At 71.4% G+C, this 26,592-nt stretch carries 23 protein-coding genes; 15 read left to right on the top strand and 8 right to left on the bottom strand.

The annotated features are described in order from the left end of the window. The first annotated feature begins 230 nt into the window (after positions 1–230). The 7 genes from MED15_RS23395 (at position 231) to MED15_RS23360 (ending at position 8,415) form a co-directional block, all read left to right on the top strand. Positions 231–1,559 (top strand): ABC transporter substrate-binding protein, encoded by a 1,329-nt coding sequence (locus tag MED15_RS23395; RefSeq protein WP_112603869.1) that lies wholly within the window; start codon positions 231–233, stop codon positions 1,557–1,559. A gap of 21 nt (positions 1,560–1,580) precedes the next feature. Next, positions 1,581–2,537 (top strand): carbohydrate ABC transporter permease, encoded by a 957-nt coding sequence (locus tag MED15_RS23390; RefSeq protein WP_112699438.1) that lies wholly within the window; start codon positions 1,581–1,583, stop codon positions 2,535–2,537. After that, positions 2,534–3,448, top strand: coding sequence for a carbohydrate ABC transporter permease (locus MED15_RS23385; RefSeq protein WP_112699437.1), 915 nt, complete (start codon positions 2,534–2,536; stop codon positions 3,446–3,448). Before MED15_RS23390 ends, MED15_RS23385 begins: the two co-directional genes overlap by 4 nt. Further along, entirely contained in the window at positions 3,445–5,580 is a 2,136-nt protein-coding gene (locus MED15_RS23380; protein ID WP_112736933.1) for an alpha-galactosidase, read from the top strand. Before MED15_RS23385 ends, MED15_RS23380 begins: the two co-directional genes overlap by 4 nt. A 104-nt stretch (positions 5,581–5,684) precedes the next feature. Beyond that, positions 5,685–6,086 carry a YciI family protein gene (locus tag MED15_RS23375; protein WP_112585080.1) on the top strand — a complete coding sequence of 134 codons (402 nt, stop codon included), beginning with the start codon at positions 5,685–5,687 and terminating at the stop codon, positions 6,084–6,086. A 3-nt stretch (positions 6,087–6,089) separates the two neighbouring features. Then, the gene (locus MED15_RS23370) at positions 6,090–7,352 is read left to right on the top strand and encodes an RNA polymerase sigma factor (protein ID WP_112736932.1); all 1,263 of its coding nucleotides are present in this window, start codon (positions 6,090–6,092) and stop codon (positions 7,350–7,352) included. 742 nt (positions 7,353–8,094) lie between these two features. Then, positions 8,095–8,415, top strand: a complete 321-nt coding sequence (locus MED15_RS23360) for a DMT family transporter (protein WP_112585076.1) — start codon at positions 8,095–8,097, stop codon at positions 8,413–8,415. A 55-nt stretch (positions 8,416–8,470) separates the two neighbouring features. Here the strand turns inward: MED15_RS23360 and MED15_RS23355 are convergent, their stop codons facing one another. Continuing rightward, positions 8,471–9,847 carry a cellulase family glycosylhydrolase gene (locus MED15_RS23355; protein ID WP_112699434.1) on the bottom strand — a complete coding sequence of 459 codons (1,377 nt, stop codon included), beginning with the start codon at positions 9,845–9,847 and terminating at the stop codon, positions 8,471–8,473. A 374-nt stretch (positions 9,848–10,221) separates the two neighbouring features. On the opposite strand from MED15_RS23355, the gene MED15_RS23350 reads away from it, so the two are divergent. Both MED15_RS23350 and MED15_RS23345 read left to right on the top strand, forming a co-directional pair. Then, positions 10,222–11,184, top strand: coding sequence for a TIGR03557 family F420-dependent LLM class oxidoreductase (locus MED15_RS23350; RefSeq protein ID WP_112699433.1), 963 nt, complete (start codon positions 10,222–10,224; stop codon positions 11,182–11,184). Further along, positions 11,181–12,056 carry an alpha/beta fold hydrolase gene (locus MED15_RS23345; RefSeq protein ID WP_244220549.1) on the top strand — a complete coding sequence of 292 codons (876 nt, stop codon included), beginning with the start codon at positions 11,181–11,183 and terminating at the stop codon, positions 12,054–12,056. The genes MED15_RS23350 and MED15_RS23345 overlap by 4 nt, the downstream gene beginning before the upstream one ends. A gap of 138 nt (positions 12,057–12,194) precedes the next feature. Here MED15_RS23345 and MED15_RS23340 read toward each other — a convergent pair whose 3' ends face one another. The 6 genes from MED15_RS23340 to MED15_RS23315 all read right to left on the bottom strand — a co-directional run bounded on the left by MED15_RS23340 (position 12,195) and on the right by MED15_RS23315 (position 17,482). Continuing rightward, on the bottom strand, positions 12,195–13,004 hold the full coding sequence (locus tag MED15_RS23340; RefSeq protein ID WP_112699432.1) for an endonuclease/exonuclease/phosphatase family protein: 810 nt from the start codon (positions 13,002–13,004) through the stop codon (positions 12,195–12,197). 11 nt (positions 13,005–13,015) lie between these two features. Further along, positions 13,016–14,506: a phosphatase PAP2 family protein gene (locus MED15_RS23335; RefSeq protein WP_112699431.1), complete on the bottom strand. Its 1,491-nt coding sequence runs from the start codon at positions 14,504–14,506 to the stop codon at positions 13,016–13,018. Between the two features lie 69 nt (positions 14,507–14,575). Then, on the bottom strand, positions 14,576–15,577 hold the full coding sequence (locus tag MED15_RS23330) for a YihY/virulence factor BrkB family protein (protein ID WP_091400795.1): 1,002 nt from the start codon (positions 15,575–15,577) through the stop codon (positions 14,576–14,578). Next, positions 15,570–16,574 carry a diacylglycerol/lipid kinase family protein gene (locus MED15_RS23325; protein WP_112585589.1) on the bottom strand — a complete coding sequence of 335 codons (1,005 nt, stop codon included), beginning with the start codon at positions 16,572–16,574 and terminating at the stop codon, positions 15,570–15,572. Before MED15_RS23325 ends, MED15_RS23330 begins: the two co-directional genes overlap by 8 nt. 93 nt (positions 16,575–16,667) lie before the next feature. Next, on the bottom strand, positions 16,668–17,246 hold the full coding sequence (locus MED15_RS23320; protein ID WP_112585066.1) for a Clp protease N-terminal domain-containing protein: 579 nt from the start codon (positions 17,244–17,246) through the stop codon (positions 16,668–16,670). Further along, positions 17,246–17,482, bottom strand: coding sequence for an HTH domain-containing protein (locus MED15_RS23315; RefSeq protein ID WP_007457155.1), 237 nt, complete (start codon positions 17,480–17,482; stop codon positions 17,246–17,248). Before MED15_RS23315 ends, MED15_RS23320 begins: the two co-directional genes overlap by 1 nt. A 152-nt stretch (positions 17,483–17,634) precedes the next feature. Between MED15_RS23315 and MED15_RS23310 the strand changes: the two genes are divergently transcribed. The 5 genes from MED15_RS23310 to MED15_RS23290 all read left to right on the top strand — a co-directional run bounded on the left by MED15_RS23310 (position 17,635) and on the right by MED15_RS23290 (position 24,761). Then, the gene (locus MED15_RS23310; RefSeq protein ID WP_112726106.1) at positions 17,635–18,495 is read left to right on the top strand and encodes a universal stress protein; all 861 of its coding nucleotides are present in this window, start codon (positions 17,635–17,637) and stop codon (positions 18,493–18,495) included. 67 nt (positions 18,496–18,562) lie between these two features. Further along, a complete protein-coding gene (locus tag MED15_RS23305) occupies positions 18,563–20,956 on the top strand; it encodes a phosphoketolase family protein (protein WP_112585585.1) in 2,394 nt (797 codons plus the stop codon). After that, positions 20,917–21,825 (top strand): universal stress protein, encoded by a 909-nt coding sequence (locus MED15_RS23300; RefSeq protein WP_373861072.1) that lies wholly within the window; start codon positions 20,917–20,919, stop codon positions 21,823–21,825. Before MED15_RS23305 ends, MED15_RS23300 begins: the two co-directional genes overlap by 40 nt. Before the next feature lie 181 nt (positions 21,826–22,006). Next, a complete protein-coding gene (locus tag MED15_RS23295) occupies positions 22,007–22,990 on the top strand; it encodes an Acg family FMN-binding oxidoreductase (protein WP_425271086.1) in 984 nt (327 codons plus the stop codon). A gap of 97 nt (positions 22,991–23,087) precedes the next feature. Next, positions 23,088–24,761 carry a sensor histidine kinase gene (locus MED15_RS23290; protein WP_425271088.1) on the top strand — a complete coding sequence of 558 codons (1,674 nt, stop codon included), beginning with the start codon at positions 23,088–23,090 and terminating at the stop codon, positions 24,759–24,761. A 16-nt stretch (positions 24,762–24,777) separates the two neighbouring features. Here MED15_RS23290 and MED15_RS23285 read toward each other — a convergent pair whose 3' ends face one another. Further along, entirely contained in the window at positions 24,778–25,416 is a 639-nt protein-coding gene (locus MED15_RS23285; RefSeq protein ID WP_030488585.1) for a response regulator, read from the bottom strand. 193 nt (positions 25,417–25,609) lie between these two features. Here MED15_RS23285 and MED15_RS23280 point away from each other — a divergent pair, with 193 nt between their 5' ends. Continuing rightward, positions 25,610–26,584 carry an Acg family FMN-binding oxidoreductase gene (locus tag MED15_RS23280; protein ID WP_112585058.1) on the top strand — a complete coding sequence of 325 codons (975 nt, stop codon included), beginning with the start codon at positions 25,610–25,612 and terminating at the stop codon, positions 26,582–26,584. Positions 26,585–26,592: the final 8 nt, after the last annotated feature.

Here is a 26,592-nt window from a genome sequence, read left to right as displayed (position 1 = left end):
GAGCTTCTTTCCAACGTTTACCACGTAACGGCCGTGTCACGACTGGGTTATCAGAGGCGAACTGCCCTCTTGACAGCGCCCGACCGCAGGGTAGCTTGAGGCCCCAATGGCCGTTCGTGTTCGCCAATGTGGATTCTCGGTGGATCTCAATGTGTGATCACGGCGCTGGACCTGCCTTCACCACCCTGAGGCCCTTGGGCGTAGCTCCTTCTCATCCGCAGGAGGCACAGATGTCCCGTCCCCAATCCCAAGCCGAGTACCTGGCTCGGCTCGTACCGCCCTCAGTCGCCGGCATCAACCGACGATCGTTGCTGGCTGGCGCGGCCAGCACGGGCGCGCTGCTCGGCACCGGCCTGCTCGCCGGCTGCGGCGACGACTCCGGCTCCGGCGGGTCCAGCAAGGACGTGTCGCTCGGCTCGAACCAGTCCGACCCGAAGCCGAAGGACGTCCTGGTCAAGGTCACCGACGGCTTCAAGACCTCGTCCGGCGTGCAGGTCGCGGTCAATACCGTCGACCACAACACGTTCCAGGAGAACATCAACAATTACCTACAGGGCAAGCCCGACGACGTGTTCACCTGGTTCGCCGGCTACCGGATGCGCTTCTTCGCGCAGAAGGGCCTGGCCAGCGACATCAGCGACGTGTGGAGCAAGCTCTCCGGCTACTCCGACGCCTTCAAGAAGGCATCCACCGGCGACGACGGCAAACAGTACTTCGTACCCGCGACGTACTACCCGTGGGCGGTCTTCTACCGCAAGTCGGTGTGGCAGCAGCACGGCTACCAGGTGCCCACCACCATGGACCAGTTCACCGCACTCGGCGCGCAGATGAAGAGGGACGGCCTCATCCCCATCGCCTTCGCCGACAAGGACGGCTGGCCGGCGATGGGCACCTTCGACATCCTCAACCTGCGCATCAACGGCTACCAGTTCCACGTCGACCTGATGGCCGGCAAGGAGGCCTGGACCTCCGACAAGGTCAAGAAGGTCTTCGACACCTGGGCCGGCCTGCTCCCCCTGCACCAGCCGGACAGCCTCGGCCGCACCTGGCAGGAGGCCGCGCAGTCGTTGCAGCAGAAGAAGAGCGGCATGTACCTGCTCGGCCTCTTCGTCGGTCAGCAGTTCAGCAACGAGGAGCAGGACGACCTCGACTTCTTCACCTTCCCCGAGATCGACCCGGCCATCGGCGCGAAGGCGCTCGACGCCCCGATCGACGGCTACATGATGGCCCGCAAGCCCAAGAACGAGGACAACGCGCGCAAGCTGCTGGAGTACTTCGGTGGCAAGGCCGCCGCGGACATCAACCTCAAGAACGACCCAGCCGTCCTCGTCGCCAACAGTGGCGCGGACGTCGGCGGCTACACCGCACTGCAGAAGAAGGCCGCCGAGCTGGTCGGATCGGCCACCGAGATCGCCCAGTTCCTCGACCGGGACACCCGGCCGGACTTCGCCTCCACGGTGATCATCCCGGCGCTCCAGCAGTTCATCAAGAACCCCAAGGACATCGGCGGGCTCACCTCGTCCATCGAGAACCAGAAAAAGTCGATCTTCACTGACTGACGGCGGAAGGGGGAGGACATCGTGTCCGACCTGCCCCTGATCCAAGCGGATCGCGCCGTGCCGCCGCCGGCAACGACCACCTCCACTGGTGGTCGTCGTCGGCGGCTACGGCTCCTGTCCCGCACCGACCGCGTGGTCATCACGCTGATGGTGCTCGTCCCGCTGCTGCTCGTCACCGGGTTCGTCTGGTTGCCGGCGGCGGCCACCGTGCTGCTCTCCGGCACCAACTGGGACGGCATCGGCCCCCTCAACGAGATCGAGTTCGTCGGCGCCCGCAACTACAGCGACGTGGTGAACATCTACCCGCCGTTCGTGCCGGCGGTCCAACACAACCTGCTCTGGCTGGCGGCGCTGTTCGTGGTCGCCACGCCGTTCGGCATGTTCCTGGCCGTGCTGTTGGACAAGGAGTTGCGGGGCAGCCGCTTCTACCAGACCGCGCTCTACCTGCCGGTGGTGCTCTCGCTGGCGCTGATCGGCTTCGTCTGGCAGCTGCTCTACTCCCGGGACCAGGGGCTGATCAACGCCGTCTTCGGCAGCAGCATCGACTGGTACGGCGACTCGAACGTCAACATCTGGGCGGTGATGGTCGCCTCCGGGTGGCGGCACGTCGGGTACATCATGCTGCTCTACCTGGCCGGCCTGAAGGGCGTCGATCCGTCGCTGCGCGAGGCCGCCGCGGTCGACGGCGCTTCGGAGAGCCGGGCGTTCTTCCGGGTCGTGTTCCCGGTCATGCGACCCATCAACATCATCGTGCTGGTGGTGACCGTGATCGAGTCGCTGCGCGCGTTCGACCTGGTCTGGGTGGTCAACAAGGGCCGCAACGGGCTGGAGCTGATCTCCGCGCTGGTCACCCAGAACGTGGTGGGTGAGGCGAGCCGGATCGGCTTCGGCTCGGCACTGGCAACGATCATGCTGGTCGTCTCGCTGGTCTTCATCACCATCTACCTGGCGACAGTGATGAGGGAGAACCGGGAATGAGCACCGCGACCGTCACCCGGCGTACCGAGGGCGGGGCCGACGTGCCGCCGCGACGCCGCAAGCTGACCCCGTTACGGATCCTGCTGCACGGCTTCCTCATCGTCGTCTCGCTGGCCTGGCTCTTCCCGATCGCCTGGGCGGTGCTGACCTCGCTGCGCTCGTACGACTACACCGCCGCGAACGGCTACGTCTCCTTCGGCGGCTGGACCTTCGACAACTACGTCACCGCCTGGCGGACGGCGGAGTTCGGGCAGCACTTCCTCAACTCGGTGTACATCACAGTGCCGGCGGTGCTGCTGACCCTCTTCCTCGCCTCCTGCGTGGCGTTCGTCATCGCCCGGTTCAGTTGGAAGCTCAACCTCGTCCTGCTCGGGATCTTCACCGCGGCCAACCTGCTGCCCCAGCAGGCGCTGCTCATCCCGCTGTTCCGGCTGTTCACCGAGGTGCCGCTCCCGGAGTTCATGAGTGACTCGGAGCTGCTCTACGACAGCTACTGGGGCCTGATCCTGATCAACGTGGCCTTCCAGTGTGGTTTCTGTGTCTTCGTGCTCAGCAACTACATGAAGGCGCTGCCCCGTGACCTGTACGAGGCGGCGATGGTCGACGGGGCGAGCATCTGGCGACAGTACTGGCAGGTCACCATGCCGCTGTGCCGGCCGGCCCTGGCCGCGCTGGCGACGCTGGAGGTGACCTGGATCTACAACGAGTTCTTCTGGGCCACAGTCCTCATGCGCACCGGCGACAAGTTCCCGGTGACCAGCTCGCTCAACAACCTGCGCGGTGAGTTCTTCACCGACAACAACCTGGTCTCGGCGGGCAGCGTGCTCGTCGCGATCCCCACCCTGGTGATCTTCTTTATGCTCCAGCGGCACTTCGTTCGGGGCCTGACCTTGGGAGCCTCCAAAGGATGACGATCCTGCACCTGCGCCGCGCGCGGACCAGCCTGGTGCTCGACGCGCGCGGCCCGGGGCTGCCCCGGGTCGTGCACTGGGGCGGCGACGTCGGCGACCTCGACGACGACGACCTGCGCCAGCTCACCGACGCGACAGTGCCGCCGGTGGTGCCGAGCAGCTTCGACGAGCCGACAGTGCTGTCAGTGCTGCCGGAGGCGAGCGCCGGCTGGAGTGGACGGCCGGGCCTGGCCGGGCACCGCGACGGCGCCGGCTGGTCCACCGCGTTCCGGCTGGACGGTCTCGACGTCGACCAGCCCGCCGACGGACCGGCGCGGGTGACCGTCCGGGCGTCGGACCCGGCCGCCGGGCTGACAGTGACCATCGAGATCACGCTCGACCCGTACGGCCTGTTGACTGTTCGGCACCGGCTGCGCAACGACGGCGACAGCGCGTACGAGCTGCGGGAGCTGACGCCGGTGCTGCCGGTGCCGGCGGTCGCCACCGAGCTGCTCGACCTGACCGGCCGGTGGTGTCGGGAACGATCGCCGCAGCGGCACCCGTGGCAGCACGGCGCCTGGGTCCGCGAGGGCCGGCACGGCCGTACCGGGCACGACGCCACGCTGCTGCTGGTGGCCGGCACCACCGGGTTCGGTTTCGGCCACGGCGAGGTCTGGGCGGTGCACACCGCGTGGAGCGGCGACCACGTCACGTTCGCCGAACGTCGACCCACCGGCGAGTCCACCCTCGGTGGCGGCGAGCTGCTGGCCCCCGGCGAGGTCCGGCTCGGCCCCGGCGAGTCGTACGAGACTCCCCTGCTCTACGCGGTCTGGTCCGACGCCGGGCTGGACGGGCTCAGCGACGTGCTGCACACCCACCTGCGGGCCCGCCCCGGGCACCCGCGCTCCCCCCGCCCGGTGACCCTCAACGTCTGGGAGGCAGTCTACTTCGACCACGACCTGGACCGGCTGCGGGCGCTCGCCGATCGGGCCGCGCAGATCGGCGTGGAGCGGTTCGTGCTCGACGACGGCTGGTTCCGCGGCCGGCGCGACGACACCGCCGGGCTCGGCGACTGGTACGTCGACGAGGGCGTCTGGCCGGACGGTCTGCAACCGCTGATCGAGCACGTCACCGGCCAGGGCCTCCAGTTCGGCCTCTGGGTCGAGCCGGAGATGGTCAACCCCGACTCGGACGTGTTCCGCGCGCACCCCGACTGGGTGCTCGCCGTGCCGGGGCGGCTGCCGCCGGCCTGGCGTCATCAGCAGGTGCTCGACCTGGGCCGCACCGAGGCGTACGACTACGTTCTGGAACGTCTCGACACGCTGCTCACCGACCACCCAGGCATCCGGTACCTCAAGTGGGACCAGAACCGGGACCTCACCGAGGCCGGGCACCATGGCCGCCCCGGGGTGCACGGGCAGACCCTGGCGGTCTACCGGCTGTTCGACGAGTTGCGCGATCGGCACCCGGGTGTGGAGATCGAGAGCTGCTCGTCCGGCGGGGCCCGGGTGGACCTGGCCATCCTGGCGCGTACCGACCGAGTCTGGGCCAGCGACTGCAACGACGCCCTGGAGCGGCTCAGCATCCAACGCTGGACGGGGCTGCTGCTGCCACCGGAGCTGATCGGCACTCACGTCGGCCCGGAACGCTCGCACACCACCAACCGCGTACACGACCTGGGTTTCCGGGCGGCGACGGCGCTCTTCGGCCACCACGGCATCGAGTGGGACATCGCCTCGATCAGCGCTGCCGAGCAGACCGAGCTGGCCGCCTGGGTGGCGCTGCACAAGCGGCTGCGCCCGCTGCTGCACGCTGGTCGGGTGGTCCGGGTCGATCACCCGGACCCGGCCGTCTGGGCGCACGGCGTGGTCGATCACGACAACACCCGAGCGGTGTACGCGGTGGCGCGGCTGACCACCTCGGTGACGCAGGTGCCCGGCGCGGTGCGCCTGCCCGGCCTCGACCCGCGCCGGCGGTACCGGGTGCGACAGGTGTCGGGCGTACCGGCCCCGGCGACCATCGACCTGTCCGCGCCCACCTGGCTGGCGGCTGGTCTCACCCTCAGCGGGGCGGCGCTGGCCCGGGTGGGTGTGCAGCTGCCCGCCCTGCACCCGGAGCAGAGCCTGGTGCTGGAGGTCGACGCCGTCGACTGAAAAGATTCTGGAAAATCTTCGACCGGGGTGTCGAGAACGGCGGGGCTCGCTTCTACCTCACTGTGAGAGCACCGACGACGGTGCGCAGGCGTGAGGAGCCAACCATGAAGTACATGCTGCTGATGCAGTTCAGCGCCGCCGGGACCGACTTCCCGAGCATCGACACCTGGACCCAGGACGAGGTCCGGGCGCACATCGCCTTCATGGGCGAGGTCAACGCCAAGCTGACCGCCGCCGGTGAGTGGGTCGACGCGCAGGGCCTCGGCGGCCCGCAGCAGGCCCGGATTGTCCGCGCTGGTGACGGCGGGACGCCGGTGGTCACCGAGGGGCCGTTCGCCGAGACGAAGGAGTTCCTGGCCGGCTACTGGATCGTCGACTGCGAGAGCCCGCAGCGGGCCGTGGAGCTGGCCTCGCACATCTCCACGGCGCCCGGCCCCGGCGGCCGGCCGCTGAACATGCCGATCGAGGTGCACCCGGTGATGTCCGCCCCGGCACAGGAGTTGTGAGGGCTGAACACCGATCCCCGCATCGAGGACCTGCTGCGCGAGTTGGCGCCGCAGGTCCTCGGCGTGCTCAGCCGCCGCTTCGGTGACTTCGCCACGGCGGAGGACGCGGTGCAGGAGGCGATGCTGGGCGCCGGCACCCAGTGGCCGACCGAGGGGCTACCGGCGAACCCCCGTGGCTGGCTGATCCAGGTCGGTTACCGGCGGATGATCGAGCTGGTCCGCGGTGAGCAGGCCCGACGCCGCCGGGAGGACCTGGTCGCCCGCCGGGATCCGGACGACCAGCGGTACGCGCCAGCCCCGGACGAGCAGTTGACCGCCGAGCGGGACGACACGCTTGTCCTGCTCTTCCTCTGCTGCCACCCGGCGCTCGCGCCGACGTCGGCGGTGGCCTTGACCCTGCGCGCCGTCGGTGGGTTGAGCACCGCCGAGATCGCCCGCGCGTTCCTGGTGCCCGAGGCGACGATGGCGCAGCGGATCAGCCGGGCCAAGCAACGCATCCGGGCATCCGGGCTGCCGTTCCGGATGCCCGAGCCGGCGGAGCGGGCGGACCGGTTGGTCGCCGTACGACAGGTGCTGTACCTGATCTTCACCGAGGGGCACACCAGCACCACCGGCCCGGACCTGCGCCGCGTCGACCTCGCAACGGAGGCGATCCGGCTGACCCGCGCGCTGCACACGCTGCTGCCGAACGACAGCGAATCGGCCGGGCTGCTGGCGTTGATGCTGCTCACCGAGGCACGCGGGCCGGCGCGGACCGGGCCCTCCGGCGAGCTGATCTCACTCGCCGATCAGGACCGCAGCCGCTGGGACGCGACGGCGATCGCCGAGGGCGTCGCACTGGTCACCCGGGCCCTGCCGCGCGGGCCGGTCGGTCCGTACCAGGTGCAGGCCGCCATCGCCGCCCTGCACGACGAGGCGTCGAGCACCGAGCAGACCGACTGGCCGCAGATCCTGGCGCTCTACGAGGTGCTGGAACGCTTGGCCGGCAGCCCGGTGGTGGCCCTCAACCGGGCCGTGGCGACGGCCATGGTGCACGGACCGGCCGCCGGCCTGGCGGCTCTCGACGCGTTGACCCACGACCCGCAGTTGGCCGGACACCACCGGCTGGCCGCCGCCCGCGCCCACCTGCACGAGATGGCCGGCGACCGGGCCCAGGCGGTCGCCGACTACCGGATCGCCGCCGCCCGGACGAGCAGCCGTCCAGAACAGCTCTACCTGACCATGCGAGCTGCCCGGCTGGCCGCCGAGACTGTTGATCTCCCGTGAAGGCAGAGATCAACTGGTCCCCCGCGGCGCGACCCAGGCAGCTTCCCCCGCCACAGCTGGCAATCTTGGACAGTTTCCGTCAGCGCGGAACGGAAAGTGTCCAAGATCTACCCTGCGAGCCTCTCCCACGCCACCGCCGGGGGCGACAGCGCGAGGAACAGCGGCGCGGCCCGCAACAGCGGCGCGGCCCGCAACAGCGGCGGCGGCGCGGGTGGGGTGGGGTGCCGGGCCGGCTTTGGAGCTGATGCCGTAAACGATTCATCCACCGCGCCGGGCGCCAGGCGAAGGGCGCCGGGCGCCAGGCGGAGGGCTCCAGGCGCCAGGCGCCGGGCGAAGGGCTCCAGGCGCCGGGCGAAGGGCTCCAGGCGCCGGGCGAAGGGTTCCAGGCGCCGGGCGAAGGGCTCCAGGCGAAGGGCGCCGGGCCAATCCGATGACGAGGTCTGACTTGTCAATGGGGTCTGATCCGTTGGCGAAGTCTGCTTCGTCGCCACAACCGATTCGTTTGTGACATCAGCTCCAAAGGCGTTCTGTGACAGCTGCCGAGGCCGCACGGACGTCACTCTCCGGGCCGCACTGACGCCACGCGACGGGTCGGCCGGATGCCAACGGATCGCCGCATGACCACGGATCGGCCGGACGCCGACGGATCGGCGCGACGTCGACAGGCCGGCCGGGCGGGGACATCACCGGCACTAGCCTGGGTGGCGACAGGCTCATCGACCACGAAGGACCAAGGGGACGAATGGCGTACGTGCTGCTGGGGATCGCCATCCTCGCCGAGGTGGTGGCGACCAGCCTGATCAAGAGCACCGCCGGGTTCAGTCGGCTCTGGCCGACGGTGGCGTGCCTCGGCGGCTACGCGCTGGCGTTCCTCCTGCTGGCCCAGGCCGTCAAGGAGATCCCCGTGGGGGTGGCGTACGCCCTCTGGTCGGGTCTGGGCACCGCGGCCATCGTGGCGATCGGGGCGGTGTTCCTGGGTGAGTCGGTGGGGCTCGCCAAGCTCACCGGCATCGCACTGATCATTGCCGGGGTGGTCATCGTGAACCTGGCCGGGGAGCACTGACCAGGACGGTTTCCGGTGGCCGGGTCCGGCGCGGACCCGGCCACCGGTCCGACGGTCAGCTCGCCGTGCAGCTCACGACCGGCAGGCTGTTGGTGCCGGTCCAACTGCCGAGGAAGCCGAAGCTGGCACTGGCCCCGGCGGCCAGCCGTCCGTTGTAGTCCGTGTTGCGGGCGCTCACCGTGGTTCCGCTGCTGGTGAGGGCCACATTCCACGACTGGGTGACGCGCTGGCCGTTGGCGAAGGTCCACCCGGCGGTCCAGCCGGTGATCGCCCTCGTGCCGGCGGTCACCCGTACCTCACCCTGGAAACCGCCCTGCCACTGGTTGGTCACCGTGTACGTCGCCGTGCAGCCACCGTTCGGCGGGGGCGTCGTCGGTGGCGGCGTGGTCGGCGGAGGCGTCGTCGGAGGTGGGGTGGTCGGCGGAGGCGTCGTCGGTGGAGGGGTGCCGCCGAAGACGCTGGCCTCGCGGGCGGTCTGCCGGATGCCGTTGACGCCGTTGAAGAGGCGCTGACCCCAGTCGGTCAGGCTCGCCGGGTTGAAGTTGGTGGCCAGGTCGAGATACTCGACGCCGCCGCCGTTGCCGCTCCACGACCAGCCCAGCCAGCCGATCCCGTTGGCCTGGCTGTACGCGAGGATGGCGTCCTCGTCCGGGTTCCCGTCGGAGTGGTTGAAGCCGAACTCACCGACCACGATGGGCAGCCCGGCGGTGCGGAACCGACCCAGGTAGTCGCTGATCTCCGCGGCGGTGTCGAACACCCCGTACATGTGGATGGAGAACACTGTGTTGCGGGCCGGGTCGGCGGCGAAGACCGACGCGGCGTTGTCGCGCATGGTGAACGACCAGTCCTGCCCCCAGTTCGGCGCGTCCACCATGATCGTGTGGGTCAACCCGCCGGCCCGCAGGCGCTTGATCGCATTGGCGTTGTCGGTGGCCCACGAGGCGTAGTTCTGGTTGCCGTACGGCTCGTTGCCGATGTTGACGATGACGTACCTCTCCTGGCCGGCGAGGACGTCGGCGAGGCTGAGCCAGTAGTCGACGGCGCGGTCGAGGGTGATCGCGCCGCTCTGCTCGCCGTACCCGGTGGTGTCGTGCACCTCCAGCACGCAGATCAGCCGGTTGGCCTTGCAGAGCGAGATGACGTTGGCGACGTCGGCGTTGGTGTTGCGGGTCCACCGGTCGCCGCTGGAGAGCACCACCCGCACGGTGTTCGCGCCGAGCGCCTTGACGTCGACGAACGAGCTGGTCTGCTGCGGGTACCAGGTGTGCGCGTGGTTGACGCCGCGCATGATGAATTCGGCGCCGTTGGCGTCGTACAACTTGCCGCCAGCGACGGAGAAACCGGCCGCTGCGTGTGCCGGCTGGCCGAACGCCAGCACGGTGACGAGCAACGCGAGCACTGTCGCGCCGGCGGCGGAGAGTCGAGTCTTCATGGCCTTCCTCAGGGAGGACCCCCGGTGCCCGACAGGGGTGGGACGTGACAGGGGAAGGCGGCTGCAGCCCGGCAGCCGCGCCCGGCTCCCGGCGCAGGCATCAGCGTAGGACGATGGATTGATCCTCGCAACCGGTTCAGTTGACGGGCCCGCAGCCCGGACAGCCGCAACGGCCCACGCGGACGCGGGCCGTCACGGGGCGGTCATCCCCACCACAGGATGTGCGCCACACCCGGCTCTTAACCGGTTAAGACCGACGGTAGGCAGGCGGCCGGGATCCGTCAAGCACTGCGGCAGCCGAACCGGACGGGAGGGTTGACCGCCGTGCACCGGGGTATCCCGGGAACGATCCGTCAGCGAGAGGGGATACCAGGATGGTCAGCGTCGGCTACACCCTGATGAGCGAGCAGGCCGGGCCCAAGCAGCTAGTGGACCATGCGGTACGGGCCGAGGCGGCTGGTTTCGACCAACTGGTGATGTCCGACCACTACTACCCCTGGCTGGACTCCCAGGGCCACTCCCCGTACGCCTGGTCGGTGCTCGGCGCGGTCGCCCACGCCACCTCCCGCGCGCAGCTGATGTCGTTCGTGACCTGCCCGATCCGCCGCTACCACCCGGCCGTGGTCGCGCAGAAAGCCAGCACCATCGGCGCGCTCTCCGACGGTCGGTTCACCCTGGGCCTGGGCGCCGGGGAGAACCTGAACGAGCACGTGGTCGGCGGCTGGCCGCACGTCCAGCAGCGGCACGAGATGTTCGAGGAGGCGTTGCAGATCATCCGGCCGTTGCTCAACGGGGAGACGCTGACCTTCTCCGGCAACCACTTCGACGTGCCCGACGCCTACGTCTGGGACCGCCCGGACCAGCCGGTGCCGATGGCCGTCGCCGCGTCCGGTCGACAGTCCGCGACGCTGGCCGCCGAGTACGGCAACGGTCTCATCTCCACCGAACCCGACCGGCACATCATCGAGATGTACGACGACGCCGGAGGCGCCGGCCAACCCCGCTACGGCCAGGTGGCCATCTGCTACGGCCCCGACGAGGCGGAGTGCCGCAAGATCGTGCACGACCAGTTCCGCTGGTTCGGAATGGGGTGGAAGGTCAACGCCGACCTGCCCGGCCCGGAGTCCTTCGCCGCCGCCACCCAGTTCGTCCGCGAGGAGGACGTCGCCGAGGGCATCTCCTGCGGTCCGGACGTGGACGCGCACGTCGAGGCGTTCCGCAAGTTCGTCGACGCCGGCTTCACCCACGTGGCGATCATCCAGGTGGGTGGGGAGAGCCAGCCGATGTTCCTGGACTGGGCGCAGGAGCAACTGCTGCCCCGGTTGCGCGAGCTGTGAACCGAGGCGCGGCACCCCGGCCGCCCGGGTCGCCCCTCCGCAGCGCGGTCGGCCGGTTCGGGCCGGCCGAGCTGCGGCTCGCCATGGCCGCGCCCCGGCCAGCCGGCGGGCTGACCAGCGAATGGCGGGTCGTCGACGGGCTGCGCACCCACACCCGCCGCAGCGCAGACCCGGGGACCGGGGCGCCACCCGTGGTGCTGGTCCACGGCCTGGCGGTCTCGCACCGGTATCTCACCCCGCTGGCCGTCGCGCTCGCCACCACCCATCAGGTGTATGTGCCGGACCTGCCCGGCTTCGGGCTCACCGAACACCCCCGGGGCGCGTACGACGTCCGCCGGCACGCCGACCACCTGGCCGCCTGGCTGGCCGCGTACCAACTGCCGCCGGTCTGCCTGCTGGGGCACTCGTTCGGCGCGGAGGTGGCCGCCTCAGTCGCCGCGACCCACCCCGACGCGGTACGCGCGCTGGTGTTGGCCGGACCGACAAGTGACCCGGCGGCCCGGTCCCGACAGGGTCAGTTCGGTCGTTGGCTCGTGGACAGCCTGCGTGAGGCGCCGCTACAGGCCCCGATCCTGGTACGGGACGTCTGGAACGCCCGGCCCTGGCGGGTCCTTGCCACGCTGTCGCACTCGGTGCGGAATGCCATCGAGGCGGACCTCGTCCGGGTCAGCGCGCCGACAGCCGTCGTGACCGGCGACCGCGACCCGGTCGTGCCGCAACGGTGGCGGGACGAGGCGACCCGGCTGGTGCCGGAGGCGGCCCTGGTGGTCGTTCCCGGTGCCGCGCACAACGTGGTCACCACCGCCCCAACTGCCGTCGCGGACGCGATCCGGCACCTGCTCGCCCCTCAACCCGCACTCACGGACAGGTGAACATCATGCGCTTCGGCAACACGGAGATCCGCCCGCTCGGCGGGGGCCTCGGCTGCCTCCTGATGATTCTCTTCTCGATCGTGGCGTCGGTGGTGCTGACCGTCCTGCTGAATCTGGTGCTCTGAGCCCCCGCACGCGTCAGCCGGGAGACAACTCCAGCGTGGCGAGCAGCGGATAGTGGTCGGAGGCGGTGGCCGCCGCGCCGTCGCGGATCACCCGACAGTCGTGCACGCGTTGCGCCACCGCCGGGCTGCCGAGCAGGTAGTCCAACCGCATCCCGGCGAACTCGGCCCCGCCGAGCCGGGTGGGCACGGTGTGGCCGGCGGCCTCCGGCGCGTCGACGTTGCCCGACGGCCAGAGGTCGACCAGACCGGCCGCGAGCAGCCGGGCGATCGCGCGGGTGTCCACGGCGCCGCCGGAGCGACGTAGGTGCCGCCGCCGGTAGAGGGTGGGCATGCCGGCCAGCCGGGCCGTGTGGTCGACGCTCGGGTCGAGCGAGTTGAGATCACCGGTGACCAGTGTCAGCTGCCCCTGGTCGCGGCGCATCGCGGCGACCAACCAGTCGACCTCCATCCGCCGCCGGCCCCCGGAGTACGGGTAGAGGTGGGTGCCGAGCACTGTGAACGGGCCGGCGGACGTGGCCACCACGACGCGGGCGGCGGCGTGGTGGAACGGGCGGCGCACCGACCCCGCGTCAATGATCCGGTACGGCGGCCGGACCAGCACCGCCACCGGCTGCCCGAAGCAGGACCGGGCCAGGTGGGGAACCATCCCCACCCGGCCCGCCATGCCGGCCATCAGCCCGTCCCGGTCGAAGCCGCGCAACTCCTGCAGGGCCAGCACGTCCGGTGCCTGCTCGCCGACGACCCGGACCACCTGATCCAGCCGGTCGAGGCCGCCGCGATCCCGGCCGCCGGTACGGATGTTCCAGGTCATCACCCGCAGCACGACGGCGGCGCCTAGTCAGCTCGGCCGGCCCGCGCCAGCTCGTCGTCGAGGCTGCCCACGTCCTCCGACTCGATGGCCGGTCGGTTGCCTTCCTTCAGGTCCTCGTTCGGTCGAATCACCAGGTAGAGCAAGCCGATCCAGAGCGCGGAGAGCAGGATCGCGCCCATGAAGTCGGTCGGGTGGTGCATCCCCCGGTACATCCGGGAGGTGGCCACCCCGACCGGCATGAGCACGGCCAGCGCCACGAAGATCCAACGCCACCACCGGTCGGTACGCGGGAAGACGACGAGGGTGATCGCCAGCCAGACGCAGATCGTGGCCGCGATGTGCCCGGACGGGAACGACGAGGTGGGCATCTGCCCGTCCAGGTTCTCCACCGGCGGACGCGGCCGGTCGACCGCGCGGGCCGACGCGAGGAAGAGGGTCAACTCTCCCACCATCGCCAGCGCCACGAAGAGCACCGGGCGCCAGCGCCGCCACACGGCCAGCACCAGCGGGCAGAACACCAGCGAGATCAGCAGGATGGCATGGGTGTCACCGAACTTGCTCCACCACCAGCTGACGTCGGTCAGCACCTCGGTGTGCCGCTCGGCGAACCACTGCGGCACCTTGGTGTCGAGGGTGTCGAAGAAGGTGCCCTTGGCGTGGTAGCTGACGTACGTGCCGAAGCCGTACAGCGCGCCGAACACGATCACCCAGCCAACCAGCAGCTCGGCCACCGCCGAGCGGGGATGGGCCAGCACGTGTTCCTCGGCCGGGGCGGGGGCGATGTCGTGCCCCGCCTCCGGCTCCAGGCCCTCGGTCAACGGCGGCACCGGCCGGCCACGCTCCTGCCGCCACAGTCGGAAGGCGTACGCGGTGACGCCCAGCCAGGCGGCCCCGAGCAGCCAGGCGGCCAGCACGTCGGAGACGAAGTGCACGCCCAGCGCGATCCGGGTCAGCCCGACCAGTGCCACCAGCACACCGACGCCGACGATGGCCGGCTTACGCCAGCGGGGCGCCATCGCCGGCAGGAACACCAGCAGCAGCGCTCCGTACGCGACGAACGAGCCGAGCGCGTGCCCGCTCGGGAAGCTGTTGCCGGGCGCGCTGGCGATCGGCACGTCCACGACCGGGCGGAGCCGGCCGACAAGCGTCTTCAGTGACGGGTCGAGGATCAGGCCACCGACCCCCGTGATGATCAGGTAGACGGCGAGTCGAGGCTGCCGCCGGATCAGCAGCCCGACCACGGCGATGGTGACCAGCCAGATGAGGATCGGTCGGCCGCCCAGGTCCGTCACCGCCTGGAGCACTGTGACCAGCGCGTGGTGCGGGGCGACGAGCCCGTTGAACCACTCGGCGAGCCCGTGGTCGACATCCTGCAACGGGCTCCACTGCACCCGGACGAGCAACAACAGCAGCCCGAAGGCCACCCCGGCACCGGTGACGGCCACCAGACCGGCAATGCTCCGTTCGGCGAAATGACCGATCGGACGGCGAGCCACCTCTTTGACCGCGGTCACCCCGCACCTCCCTTATCTGTCTGGCGAGGCGCTTTACCCGATCCGCGTCCGTCGTACACGCCGGTGCCGTCAGAGCGCTGACATGTCACCGGTGTCGTAGAGCTCGGCGCGGTCCGGGTCGGGCTCCCACAGGTCCGGTTGGGCGGGCTCCTGCACACCGATGCGCAGCGCCTCCAGCTGGGCGGCGAAGGACAGCCCGCCGAAGAGCGCCATCCCGGTCAGGTTGGCCCAGAGCAGCAGCGCCATCATGCCGGTCAGGGCGCCGTAGGTCTGCCCGAAACCGTCACTGAACCGCACGTACGCGGCGAGCAGCAGGCTGGCCAGCCACCACAGCGCCGTGGCGATGCCGGCGCCGAACAGCAGCCAGGACAGGCCGGGCTGGTTGCGGCGCGGCGCGTGTCGGAACAACACGGCCACGGCGACGACGGTCAGCGCGAGACTCAGCGGGAACCGGATCACGTCCCAGATCCCGTTGGCGAGTTCGCCCCACTCGTAGTGTTCGCGGACCGAGTCGCCCATCGCGCCGCCGCCCACCAGGATCAGGAAGCCGGCGAGCGCGGGCAGGCCGGCGGTGACGGCCAGCACGGCGGCCCGCAGGTACTTGCGCAGGGCCGGGCGGTCCCGCTCGACGCCGTAGATGCGGTTGGCGCCCCGCTCGATCTGGGCCATCGTGGTGGTGAGCGCGAACAGACCGGTGAGCAGACCGAGGGTGAGCGCCAGCTCCCCGGCGTCCTCGACGCGTTCGCCCTCGCCCAGCAGCTCGGAGACCATCTGCGAGCTCTGGCCGGGGGTGAGCGCCAGGACGGTGTCGGCGACCACCTGGCCGCCCTCCTCGACGCCCAGCTCGCTGATCAGGCCGGTGAGGGCGATCAGGAAGGGCACCACGGCGAGGCAGAGTTGCAGCGCGAAGGCCCGGGAGTGGCTGAACCCGTCGCCGTAGCGGAACCGGATGAACGCGTCCCGCAGCAGGTGCCAGCCACCCTGCCCGCGCAGAGTGTGCCAGGCGTCGTCGGCGGACAGCTCCTCATCGGCCATCAGCCGGGTCTCCGGCACGATGCGGGTGCTACTCACTGCGTGCTTCCTCGATCAGCTGCTCGCCCCGCTCCCCGGCACCTTGCGCGTCGACGGCCAGGTCGGGAGCGTCCTCGGGCTGGGGGACGCAGAGCCAGAGCGCCTGCGGCCGGACCTCCGCGCGCAGCTGGCGGCCCGGGGAGATCAGGTCGCCGTCCAACTCCCGAGGTTGCGCCCGGTTGCTGGTGACCACCACCCGCCGGCCCCGGAAAATTTCCAGCTGCGGCACCTGGCCGCTGCGGCGGATCACCGCCCAGCCGAGCGCGAGCCAGTGCCGCAGGTTGCGCGGGGTGAGCACGGCGACGTCGAGCCAGCCGTCATCCGGCTCGGCCTCGGTCAGCAGGGTCACGCCGCCCTGCAGGCGGCCGACGTTGGCGATCAGGACCGAACGGGCCCGGCGGCGCACCGGCGGCCGGTCGTCGATGCGGATCTGCACCCGCATCGGCCGGTCCCGTAGGTGGCGGGCGGCACCCATCACGTACGCCGGCCAGCCGATGCGGGCCTTGGTGGTCTCGTTGGTGGCTTCGAGCATCTGGGCGTCGAAGCCCATGCCGGCCATCACTGTGAAGTACTTGTCCTCGACAGCGCCGACGTCGAGCAGCCGTCGGCCGCGTTCGACGGCGACCTGCAACCCGGCGGCCAGGTCGGTGGAGAGCCCCAGGTTGGCGGCGAGCAGGTTGCCGGTGCCCTGCGGCAGCACGGCGAGGGCGACATCGGTGCCGACCAACCCGCTGACGCAGGACATCACGGTGCCGTCGCCCCCGCAGGCGAAGACCAGGTCGACGCCGGCCTTGACGGCCTGCTCGGTCTGGCCGCGACCGGGGTCGTCGACGGTCGTCTCGTACCACTGCGGCGCGGGCCAGCCGGCCGCGGTCAGGGCGTCGTCGACGGTACGACGCAACTCGTCGAGATCGTCGACCTTGACCGGGTTGACCACCACCGCGGAGCGCAACCCGCCGTCGCCGCCCGAGGGCCGCCTGTCCTGTCCAGCATCCACGGCGCCAGTGTGCAGCACCCGGACGGCTTCAGCGACCCGGCGACCGGCGCGCGTCGGAAGTGCCACAGACAGGTTTCAACCCGGCCCCAACCGTCAGGCCGCCGCCCGCAGTGCGAGCTCCACCCGCCGGCGCAGATCGTCGAGGTCGACCCCGGACTCGGTGAGCACCAAAGCTCCCAGCCCGTTGCCCTCCCGGAGCACCCCGAGCAGGATGTGCTCGGTGCCGATGTGGCGGTGGCGCAGGCGCAGGGCCTCCCGCAGGGACAGCTCCAGCACCTTCTTCGAGCGGGGCGAGAACGGGCCGCCGAGGTACCGCTTACGCCCCCAGCGGCGGCGCGGCGCCGGCACCGCCTCCCGTAGCGCGTCCGGGCCGAAGGACTGCTCGATGCGGGCAACGATCGCGGCCAGGTCGATGCCGATCTCCCGCAGCGCCGCCGCGTCCGCGTCACCGAGGCCCGCGCCGCCGCTGGCGGTGTGCCGGCGGACGCGTTCGCGCAGGTCGTCGGCGCGTACCCCGGCGTCGGCGAGCACCCGGCTGGCCAGCCCGGCCTCGTCGGCGAGCAGTGCGAGCAGCAGGTGCTCGGTGCCGACGGGGCGCTGGCCCTCGACCCGCGCCTCCTCCAGCGCCCGTCGCACCACGTCGCGCGCCCGGTCGGTGAATCGTTCGAACATCACGCCTCCCAGGATGAGTTGACCGCCGGTCGCCCGGCGTGCTTCTTGTGCACTGCCTGCCGGCTGACCTCGAGCGCGTCGGCGATCTCCTGCCAGGACCAGCCCTGTCGTCGGGCGTTGTCCACCTGGACCACCTCGAGCCGCTCGAGGAGCCGGCGTAGCGCGCGGACGGCGCGCAGCCCGACCCGGGGGTCGGTGCTGCCGGCTGCCGCCGCGAGTTCTGTCGCCTGACTCATGCCGTCAACATACGTTGACAGCCCCTCTGATGTCAACCCTGGTTGACGAGCGGCGGTCGCAGCGGATCGGACCCGCCATCGTGCTCATCCGACTACCCTCGGTCAGGGACAGCTTGGTCGTGCCGGGCGCGACGCCCGGGAGGTGATATCGGATGGCCGCACCCGCCGACGCAGCGGTGCTGGTCGGCCTCGGGTCGGAACTCGACCTTCCGGTCGTCGCACAGGCCGCGCAGGAGGCCGCCGACCATGGCCGCCCACTGCACCTGCTGCACACCTTCGACTGGAGCGCGGCCTTCGCCGCGGACACCGTTGCCGCACCCCGCGACCAGGCCGAAAAACTGATCACCCGCGCCGCCCAGCTCGCGCATCAGACCGAGCCGGGGCTGACCGTACGCGGGGAGATCGTCGAGAGCTCCATGCTGCCCACCCTCATCCGCCGCTCGGAGGTCGCCTTCCTGCTGGCCGTCGGCGACAGCGGCATGGCGGGCAGCGGTCAGTGCGTTCCGGCCGAGACGACAGCCGTGCAGTTGGCCGCCCGGGCCGGCTGCCCCCTGTTGGTGGTCCGGCGTGAGCCGCCACCGCAGGGCCCGGTGCTGGTGGGCGTGGACGGCTCGCCCAGCTCGCACCTCGCCCTGCAGTGGGCCGTGGAGTGCGCGGGCCGCCGCGACGCCCGACTGCTCGCCCTGCGGGTGGTGGAGTACGACGAGGACACCGACGCGGTCGCCGAGCAGCTCACCGAGGCAATGGCCCGGCACACCGGCCGGGACAACACAGTGCCGACCGAGTGTCGCGTGGTACGCGGCGACCCCGCCGAGGTGCTGATCGACACCTCCCGCAACGCTCAGGTGGCGCTGGTCGCCGCCCGCGGCGACGAACCGGGCCGGGCCATGCTGGGCGCGGTCGCCCAGTCCCTGCTCTACCACTCCCCGGCCCCGGTGGTCGTCGTCCGCGGCCTGGCCGAGGCGCCGCTGACCGGGCCTGGTGCCGGCCCGACGGGGGACCAACGGCCCTGACCCGGGGCGTCCGCAGTGACCAGGCTGGACGCCGGACGCCCCACTCCTACCCGCGAGAGGCAGCATGATGGAGACCGCTCTCGACGTGCACCGCGCCCTCACCGACGACGAGTTGCGCCGGCTGGACGCCTACTGGCGCGCCGCGAACTACCTCACCGTCGGGCAGATCTACCTGCTGGACAATCCGCTGCTGCGCGAGCCGCTGACCCCCGACGACATCAAACCGCGGCTGCTCGGGCACTGGGGCACCAGCCCCGGCCTCAACCTGATCTACGCCCACCTCAACCGGGTGATCGTGGCGCGCGACCTCAACGCCATGCTGGTCACCGGCCCCGGTCACGGCGGCCCGGCCATCGTGGCCAACACCTGGCTGGAGGGCACCTGGTCGGAGCGCTACCACGACGTGGCCCGCGACGAGGCCGGGATGTCCCGGCTCTTCCGCCAGTTCTCCTTCCCGGGCGGCATCCCCAGCCATGTCGCGGCGGACGTGCCGGGTTCGATCCACGAGGGCGGCGAGCTCGGGTACGCGTTGAGCCACGCCTACGGCGCCGCGTTCGACCACCCGGACCTTCTGGTGGCCTGCGTGATCGGCGACGGCGAGGCGGAGACCGGGCCGCTGGCCGGCAGTTGGCTCTCCGACGTGTTCCTCAACCCGGCACGCGACGGCGCGGTGCTGCCCATCCTGCACCTCAACGGCTACAAGATCGCCAACCCGACCGTGCTGTCCCGGATCCCCGAGGCCGATCTGCTCGACCTCATGCGCGGATCGGGCTACCAGCCGTACGTGGTGGCCGGTGACGAGCCCGACCGGGTGCACCGGACCCTCGCCGCGACATTGGACCGTGTGCTGAACGAGATCGCCGAGATTCAGCGGCGGGCCCGCTCCGGAGGCGCTGTCGAACGCCCCCGCTGGCCGATGATCATTCTGCGGACGCCGAAGGGCTGGACCGGCCCGCGTGAGGTCGACGGCACCCAGGTGGAGGGCACCTACCGCGCCCACCAGGTGCCACTGTCGGGCGTACGCGACAACCCGGCACACCGGGCCGAGCTGGAGCACTGGCTGCGCAGCTACCGGCCGGAGGAGCTGTTCGACGCGACCGGCGCCCCGGTGGAGGAGCTGCTGACGCTGCCGCCGCGCGGCGACCGGCGGATGAGCGCCAACCCGGTCACCAACGGCGGCGTGGTGCTGCGTGACCTGACCCTGCCGGACTTCCGCGACTACGGCGTGGAGGTTCCCGAACCGGGTACGCCGGTCGCCGGCGCGACCGGGGTGCTCGGCCCGTGGATCCGCGACGTCATCAGCGCCAACCCGGAGACGTTCCGGCTGTTCGGCCCGGACGAGGTCGCGTCCAACCGGCTGGGCGCGGCGTTCGAGGTGACCGACCGGGCCTGGGTGGCCGCCACAGTGCCCGGCGACGACCACCTCTCCCCCGACGGGCGGGTCATGGAGGTGCTCTCCGAGCACCTGTGCCAGGGCTGGCTGGAGGGCTACCTGCTGACCGGCCGGCACGGCGTGTTCACCAGCTACGAGGCGTTCATCCACATCGTCGACTCGATGCTCAACCAGCACGCCAAGTGGCTGAAGGTGACCCGGGCCATCCCCTGGCGGCAGCCGATCGCCTCGCTGAACTACCTGCTCTCCAGCCACGTCTGGCGGCAGGACCACAACGGCTTCTCCCACCAGGACCCGGGCTTCATCGACCACGTCGTCAACAAGAAGGCCGAGGTGGTGCGGGTCTATCTGCCGCCGGACGCCAACACGCTGCTCGCCACGATGGACCACTGCCTGCGCAGCCGGCACTACATCAACGTGGTGGTGGCCGGTAAGCAGGCCGCCCCGAACTGGTTGACGATGACCGAGGCGATCCAGCACACCCGGCGTGGCCTGGGCATCTGGGAATGGGCCAGCAACGACGGCGGTACCGAACCGGACGTGGTGCTCGCCTGCTGCGGAGACGTGCCCACCCTGGAGACGTTGGCCGCCGTCGAGCTGCTGCGCCAGAACCTGCCGACGTTGAAGGTGCGCCTGGTCAACGTGGTCGACCTGATGCGACTCCAGCCGGACACCGAGCACCCACACGGCCTGACCGACAACGAGTTCGACACCATCTTCACCGAGGACCGGCCGATCATCTTCGCGTACCACGGATATCCGTGGCTGATCCACCGACTCACCTACCGCCGCACCAACCACGAGAACCTGCACGTGCGCGGGTACAAGGAGGAGGGCACCACCACCACTCCGTTCGACATGGTGATGCTCAACGACCTGGACCGCTTCCACCTGGTCATCGACGTCATCGACCGGGTGCCCGGGCTGGCCGCCAGCGCCGCGCACCTGCGCCAACGGATGGTCGACGCCCGACAGGCGGCCCGCGACTACACCCGCCAGTACGGCGAGGACGACCCCCAGGTCGCCGAATGGCGCTGGGTCCGCGAAACCGACCCGACCACCCCCTGAAGGAGGACGACGTGCGCGACGCGGAGATCCTGGTCGGCTACGACGGCTCCACCGACGCCTCGGTGGCCCTGGACTGGGCCGTGGAGGAGGCGCGGCACAGCGGCCAGCCGGTGCGGCTGGCGTACGTCTTCGAATGGCTGACTGTGGCCAGTTGGGTCGGCCCGGGCGTCGCGCCCGGCGTGTGGCCGGACGACACCGCTCGCCGTCAGGTCGAGGACCTGGTCCGCAGGGCCGCGGCGGACGCCACCGCGGCAAACCCCGGGCTGCGGATCACCGGCGAAGTGTACGACGGGCCGCCCGCGCTGGTGTTGCAGGAACGCTCCGCGGAGGCCGGGATGCTGGTGCTGGGCAGCCGGGGTCACGGCGGCTTCGGCGGCCTGCTGGCCGGGTCGACGGCGGTCTCGGTCGCCGCGCACGCCCACTGCCCGGTCGTGGTGGTCCGGGACGGGGGCGGCAGCGCCGCGACCGACACGTCGGGCCGCCCGGTGGCGGTCGGGGTGGACGGCTCGGAACCGTCGCTGGTGGCGCTCGGCTTCGCGGCCGAACGGGCGGCGCAGCGGCAGCTGCCGCTGCGCGTCCTGCACGCCTGGACACCGGGCCCCGGCGGGGCGGCCGGGGTGCCCGACGAGCGGGCCGCCGTGGAGCAGGCGCTGGAGCCGTGGCGGCGAACATTCCCCCAGTTGGCGGTGACCGTCGACCTGGAGTCGACAAGCCCGTCGGCGATGCTGATCGAGGCGAGTCGGGACGCGCGGCTGGTAGTGGTCGGCAGCCGGGGCCGGGGCGGGCTGGCCGGCATGCTGCTCGGCTCGGTCAGTCAACAGCTCATCCAACACGCCGCCTGCCCGGTCGCCGTGGTCCGGGAACGCTGACGACAGCGTCATCGTCGCGGCGGCCAGACCCAGCGGACGGGCCGCAGCGGGCCCAACGACCCGACCGGATCGGGACCTGTGGCCCTGCGGGCACAGCGCCGAAGGCCACAGGATGAGGCGGCAACCCGGGCGCGGCGACGCGCCCTACGGCACGATGAGCAGAGACGGAAAGGTCGTGACCATGAGTCAGGAAAGTCAGCTGACCACCGCGCTGGCGGAGGCCGCCGCCACCGCCGGCCACGCCCCCTCGGTGCACAACACCCAGCCGTGGCGCTGGCGGGTGCTGCCCGACGCGTTGGAGCTGCGCTCGGTCGCCGACCGACAGCTCGCGGCCAGCGACCCCGACGGGCGACTGCTCGCGGTCAGCTGCGGCACCGCCCTGCACCACGCCCGACTGGCGCTGGCCGCCGAGGGGTGGCGTGCCGTGGTGGAGCGGCTGCCCGACCCGGGCGACAGCGAGCTGCTGGCCCGGCTGACCGACCTCAGCCACACCGGGGCCGACCCGGACGCCATGCGCATGGTGCAGTGCATGCAGGTGCGACACACCGACCGGCGGCCGGTCAGCGACGAGCCGGTTCCGCCCTCAGCGATCGAGGAGATCACCCGGGCGGTCAACGCGGAGGGCTGCCGGCTGCAGATCCTCGACCGTGACCAGGTGCTGGAGCTGGCCGCCACCGCCGCGCACGCCGACACGGTCGAGGCCGAGGACCCGGAGCTGCGCACCGAGCTGGCGTACTGGACCAGCCGGGCCGGCTCGGGCACCGGCCTGCCGGCGGAGGTGCTGCCCGAGCAGCCCGCGCAGACCACAGTGCCGGGCCGGGACTTCGGCCGTCCCGGCAGCCTGCCGATAGGCCCGGGCCACGACCGGATGGCGGTGTACGCGATGCTGCACGGCGACGAGGACGAACGGGACAGCTGGTTGCGTGCCGGCGAGGCGCTATCCGCCGGTTGGCTGACCGCCACCCGACTCGGCGTGTCAGTGGTGCCGCTCAGCGCGGTGGTGGAGGTGCCGGGCACCCGGCAGACCCTGCGGCAGCTGCTCTCCGGGATCGGCTTCCCGTACCTCGTGCTGCGGTTGGGCATCGCGGACCCGGCACACGCCGGCCCGCCGCACACGCCGCGGTTGACCACCGCGCAGGTGGTCGACACCTCGGCCGTCGGCTGACGGGTCTGGCGACGAGCGGCACCGGCGCTACCATCCCCCGGTGACCAGCAGTGTGCCGCCGCCCCGTCCGGAATCGTCCCCGGCACCGTCGCTCGGGCTGAGCCCGCTGTCGCGGGTCCGTCTCGACGAGTTGTTGCAGGAGATGCTGGTCCGCGTCGGTGAGGTGGTGACCAGCCGGGAGCGTCTGCGGGCCCTGCTCGACGCGGTGGTCGGCATCGGCACCAACCTGGATCTGCGCACCACTCTGCAACGCATCGTGCAGGCGGCCTGCGAGTTGGTCGGCGCCCGGTACGGCGCGCTCGGCGTGGTCGGCCCGGACCGGCTGCTGCACGACTTCATCGTCCACGGGATCACGCCCGAGCAGCATGAGCGGATCGGCGACCTGCCGCACGGGCGGGGCGTGCTCGGCCTGCTCATCGACGATCCCCGGCCACTGCGGATGCCCGACATCACCCAGCACCCCCGCTCCTACGGGTTCCCGGCCAACCACCCGCCCATGCACAGCTTCCTGGGCGTGCCGGTCCTCATCCGGGACCAGATCTTCGGCAACCTCTACCTGGCGGAGAAGAAGGGCGGTGCGCAGTTCACCGAGGACGACGAGGAGATCGTCGTCGCGCTCGCCGCCGCCGCCGGCGTGGCCATCGAGAACGCCCGCCTGTACGCCCTGGCGCACCGGCGGGAACGCTGGCTCGCCGCCACCGCCGAGATCACCACGGTGCTGCTCGGCGAGGTACGTCGTATCGACGCGTTGGCGTTGGTCGCCCGCCGAGCCCGCGAGGTCGCCGAGGCCGAGCTGGCACTGGTGCTGCTCTACGACAACGACACCGAGCAGTTCTCCGTGGAGGTGGTCGACGGCACCGACGAGCAGGCCCTCGCTCTCGTCGGAGCGGTCCTGCCCGCCGTCGACACCAGCTTCGGCGCGGCGGTCGCCGAGGGCCGGCACGACCAGGTGGACGACCTGGCGCACGCAGCGCCGTGGCCGGCGCTGCTGCACACCGGCCCCGCGATGATCTCACCACTCGCCACCGCCGAGACCCTGCACGGTGTGCTGATCGTGGCGCACCGGCCGGAGCGCGGCGGTGGCGCCAGCGAGGAGGATCTGACGCTGCTGGGCAGCTTCGCCGGGCAGGCCGCGCTGGCGATGGAACGGGCGCGCGGCCAGGAGGAACGGGAACTGCTGGTGGTCCTTGAGGATCGCGAGCGGATCGCCCGCGACCTGCACGACGTGGTGATCCAACGGCTCTTCGCCACCGGCCTGCAACTCCAGAGCGCCGCGCCGATGGCCCGCCCCGAGGTGGCCAAGCGGATCAACGCGGCCGTCGACGACCTGGACGCCACCATCCGGGACATCCGCCGGACGATCTTCGAGCTGCGTACGCCGATGACCTCGGAGCTGCGCACCGAGATCCGTGCGGAGATCGAGGCGGCCGCCGAAGCGCTGGGCTTCAAGCCGCACCTGGAGCTGACCGGGCCGGTGGACAGCGCCGTGCCGGACGCCATCCGCCCGGACCTCACCGCCGTGCTGCGCGAGGCGCTGTCGAACGTGGTCCGCCACGCGCAGTCCACCCGCGTCGACGTCGTCGTACGCGTCGACGCCGGCCAGGTCACCGTGGTGGTCACCGACAACGGGGTGGGCTGCGACCCGGCCGCCGCCCGGGGCGGCCTGGTCAACCTTCGCGAACGCGCCAGCCGCCTCGACGGCACCTTCACGATCGCCCCGGCCGAGCCGCACGGCACCGAGGTGCGCTGGGCCGTGCCGCTGCGCGACTGACCCCCGCGCCCCTGGGTCAGGGCGTTTTGCCGAGCAGACGCGTGGCCAGAACGGCGGCCTGCGTGCGGCGCTCCAGGCCCAGCTTGGCCAGCACGCTGGAGACGTAGTTCTTGACCGTCTTCTCCGCCAGGAACATCCGCCCGGCGATCTCCCGGTTGGTCAGCCCCTCGGCCACGTACTCCAGGATCCGCCGCTCCTGCTCGGTGAGCGACCTCAGCTCGCGCGGCTGCTCGACGCCGTTGCGGATGCGCTCCAGCACCCGGGTGGTGATCGCCGGGTCGAGCAGCGACTGCCCGGCCGCGACGCGGCGCACCGCGTCGACCAGGTCGGTGCCACGGATCTGCTTGAGCACGTACCCGGCGGCACCCGCCATGATCGCCGCGAACAGCGCCTCGTCGTCCTCGTAGGAGGTGAGGATCAGTCCCTTGATGGACGAGTCGACGGCGCGGACGTCGCGGCACACGTCGATGCCGTTGCCGTCGGGCAGCCGTGCGTCGAGGATCGCCACGTCGGGCCGCAACGCCGGGATGCGGCGGGCCGCCTCCTGCGCCGAGCCGGACTCGCCGACCACCTCGATGTCGCCGCTGCTCTGCAACAGGTCGGCCAGGCCACGGCGGACGACCTCATGGTCGTCGAGGAGGAACACACGGATCATTCCTCGTTTCTACCCGCTGCCCACTGCCCACCGCACGGGCCGAAAGTCCCGATCGGCACGCGGCGAGCGGGCGCTCGGACCCGACTGGTCGGGACGTCCGGCCCTGCTCGGCGACCACCGAACGATGGACCGTGAAGGTACGCCGGCACCGCGGCACCACCCGCCGCCGGCCCAGTGGGAGAGGAGCACCGCCATGGACATCGGCTACACCGCAGCCCAGCTACGGACCGCCGCCGTGGACGCGGTCCGGGCACCGTCGTTGCACAACACCCAACCGTGGCGGCTACGGCTGCGCGACGGCGGCATCGAGGTGCTGGCCGACCCCACCCGCCGGCTGCCGGTGACCGACCCGAGCGGGTGGGGTCTCCGGATCGCCTGCGGCGCGGCGTTGTTCAACCTGCGGATCGCCCTGGCCGTGGCCGGCAGCCCGGCCCAGGTGCGGCTACGCCCCGACCGAGCCGAGCCGGACCTGCTGGCTCGGCTGGTACCGGACCTTCCGCGCCGGCCCACCCCCGCCGAGCAGAGCCTGTACGCGGCCATCCCCCGCCGGTTCAGCAACCGCCTGCCGTTCTGGCCGGACCCGGTGCCGGCCGACGCCCGGTGGCGCCTCGGCGAGGCGGCCCGTGCCGAGCAGTGCTGGTTGGAGCTGCTGATCGGGGTGAGCGCGGTCTCCGCGTTCGGGGAGATCGCGCGCAGCGCGCACCGGGTGCTGGAGCGCGACCCCGCGTACCGGGCCGAACGGGAAGGATGGCTGCGTCGGGAGTCGACCCCGGACGGCGTGCCCGGCTCGGCCGGAGGTCCGCAGGGCGAGCCGCAGGACGTCCTCCCGACGCGCGGCTACGGTGGGCGCGACCGCGCCCCCGGACGGGACTTCGAACCGGAACCCCTGGTGGGTGTGCTGGGCTCGATGGGCAACACCGCCGTGGACCAGGTGATCGCCGGGCAGGCCCTGCAACGCCTGCTACTCACCGCCACGGATGTCGGACTCAGCGTGTCGATGCTCTCCCAGCCCATCGAGGTGCCCACGGCGCGGGAACAACTGCGGGTGTCCCTGGGCCGGTTCGGCACACCGCAGATGGCACTGCGGATCGGGTACGGCCAGCCGGGTCGGCCGACCCCCCGACGCAGCGTCGACGAGGTGCTGGACCTGCCGGTGGTGTCCGCCTGACCCGCCGG

The organism is Micromonospora noduli (genome assembly GCF_003264475.1).
Taxonomy (GTDB): domain Bacteria; phylum Actinomycetota; class Actinomycetes; order Mycobacteriales; family Micromonosporaceae; genus Micromonospora; species Micromonospora noduli.
Note: the sequence above shows the minus strand (reverse complement) of the source record. Positions and strands in the feature narration are given on the sequence as shown.

Excerpts from the sequence above, each read along its gene's own strand:
- MED15_RS23395 (WP_112603869.1), top strand. The coding sequence starts at position 231 with ATGTCCCGTCCCCAATCCCAAGCCGAGTACCTGGCTCGGCTCGTACCG.
- MED15_RS23385 (WP_112699437.1), top strand. The coding sequence starts at position 2,534 with ATGAGCACCGCGACCGTCACCCGGCGTACCGAGGGCGGGGCCGACGTG.
- MED15_RS23380 (WP_112736933.1), top strand. The coding sequence starts at position 3,445 with ATGACGATCCTGCACCTGCGCCGCGCGCGGACCAGCCTGGTGCTCGAC.
- MED15_RS23375 (WP_112585080.1), top strand. The coding sequence starts at position 5,685 with ATGAAGTACATGCTGCTGATGCAGTTCAGCGCCGCCGGGACCGACTTC.
- MED15_RS23360 (WP_112585076.1), top strand. The coding sequence starts at position 8,095 with ATGGCGTACGTGCTGCTGGGGATCGCCATCCTCGCCGAGGTGGTGGCG.
- MED15_RS23355 (WP_112699434.1), bottom strand. The coding sequence starts at position 9,847 with ATGAAGACTCGACTCTCCGCCGCCGGCGCGACAGTGCTCGCGTTGCTC.
- MED15_RS23350 (WP_112699433.1), top strand. The coding sequence starts at position 10,222 with ATGGTCAGCGTCGGCTACACCCTGATGAGCGAGCAGGCCGGGCCCAAG.
- MED15_RS23320 (WP_112585066.1), bottom strand. The coding sequence starts at position 17,246 with ATGTTCGAACGATTCACCGACCGGGCGCGCGACGTGGTGCGACGGGCG.
- MED15_RS23315 (WP_007457155.1), bottom strand. The coding sequence starts at position 17,482 with ATGAGTCAGGCGACAGAACTCGCGGCGGCAGCCGGCAGCACCGACCCC.
- MED15_RS23310 (WP_112726106.1), top strand. The coding sequence starts at position 17,635 with ATGGCCGCACCCGCCGACGCAGCGGTGCTGGTCGGCCTCGGGTCGGAA.
- MED15_RS23305 (WP_112585585.1), top strand. The coding sequence starts at position 18,563 with ATGGAGACCGCTCTCGACGTGCACCGCGCCCTCACCGACGACGAGTTG.
- MED15_RS23300 (WP_373861072.1), top strand. The coding sequence starts at position 20,917 with ATGGCGCTGGGTCCGCGAAACCGACCCGACCACCCCCTGAAGGAGGAC.
- MED15_RS23295 (WP_425271086.1), top strand. The coding sequence starts at position 22,007 with ATGAGTCAGGAAAGTCAGCTGACCACCGCGCTGGCGGAGGCCGCCGCC.
- MED15_RS23285 (WP_030488585.1), bottom strand. The coding sequence starts at position 25,416 with ATGATCCGTGTGTTCCTCCTCGACGACCATGAGGTCGTCCGCCGTGGC.
- MED15_RS23280 (WP_112585058.1), top strand. The coding sequence starts at position 25,610 with ATGGACATCGGCTACACCGCAGCCCAGCTACGGACCGCCGCCGTGGAC.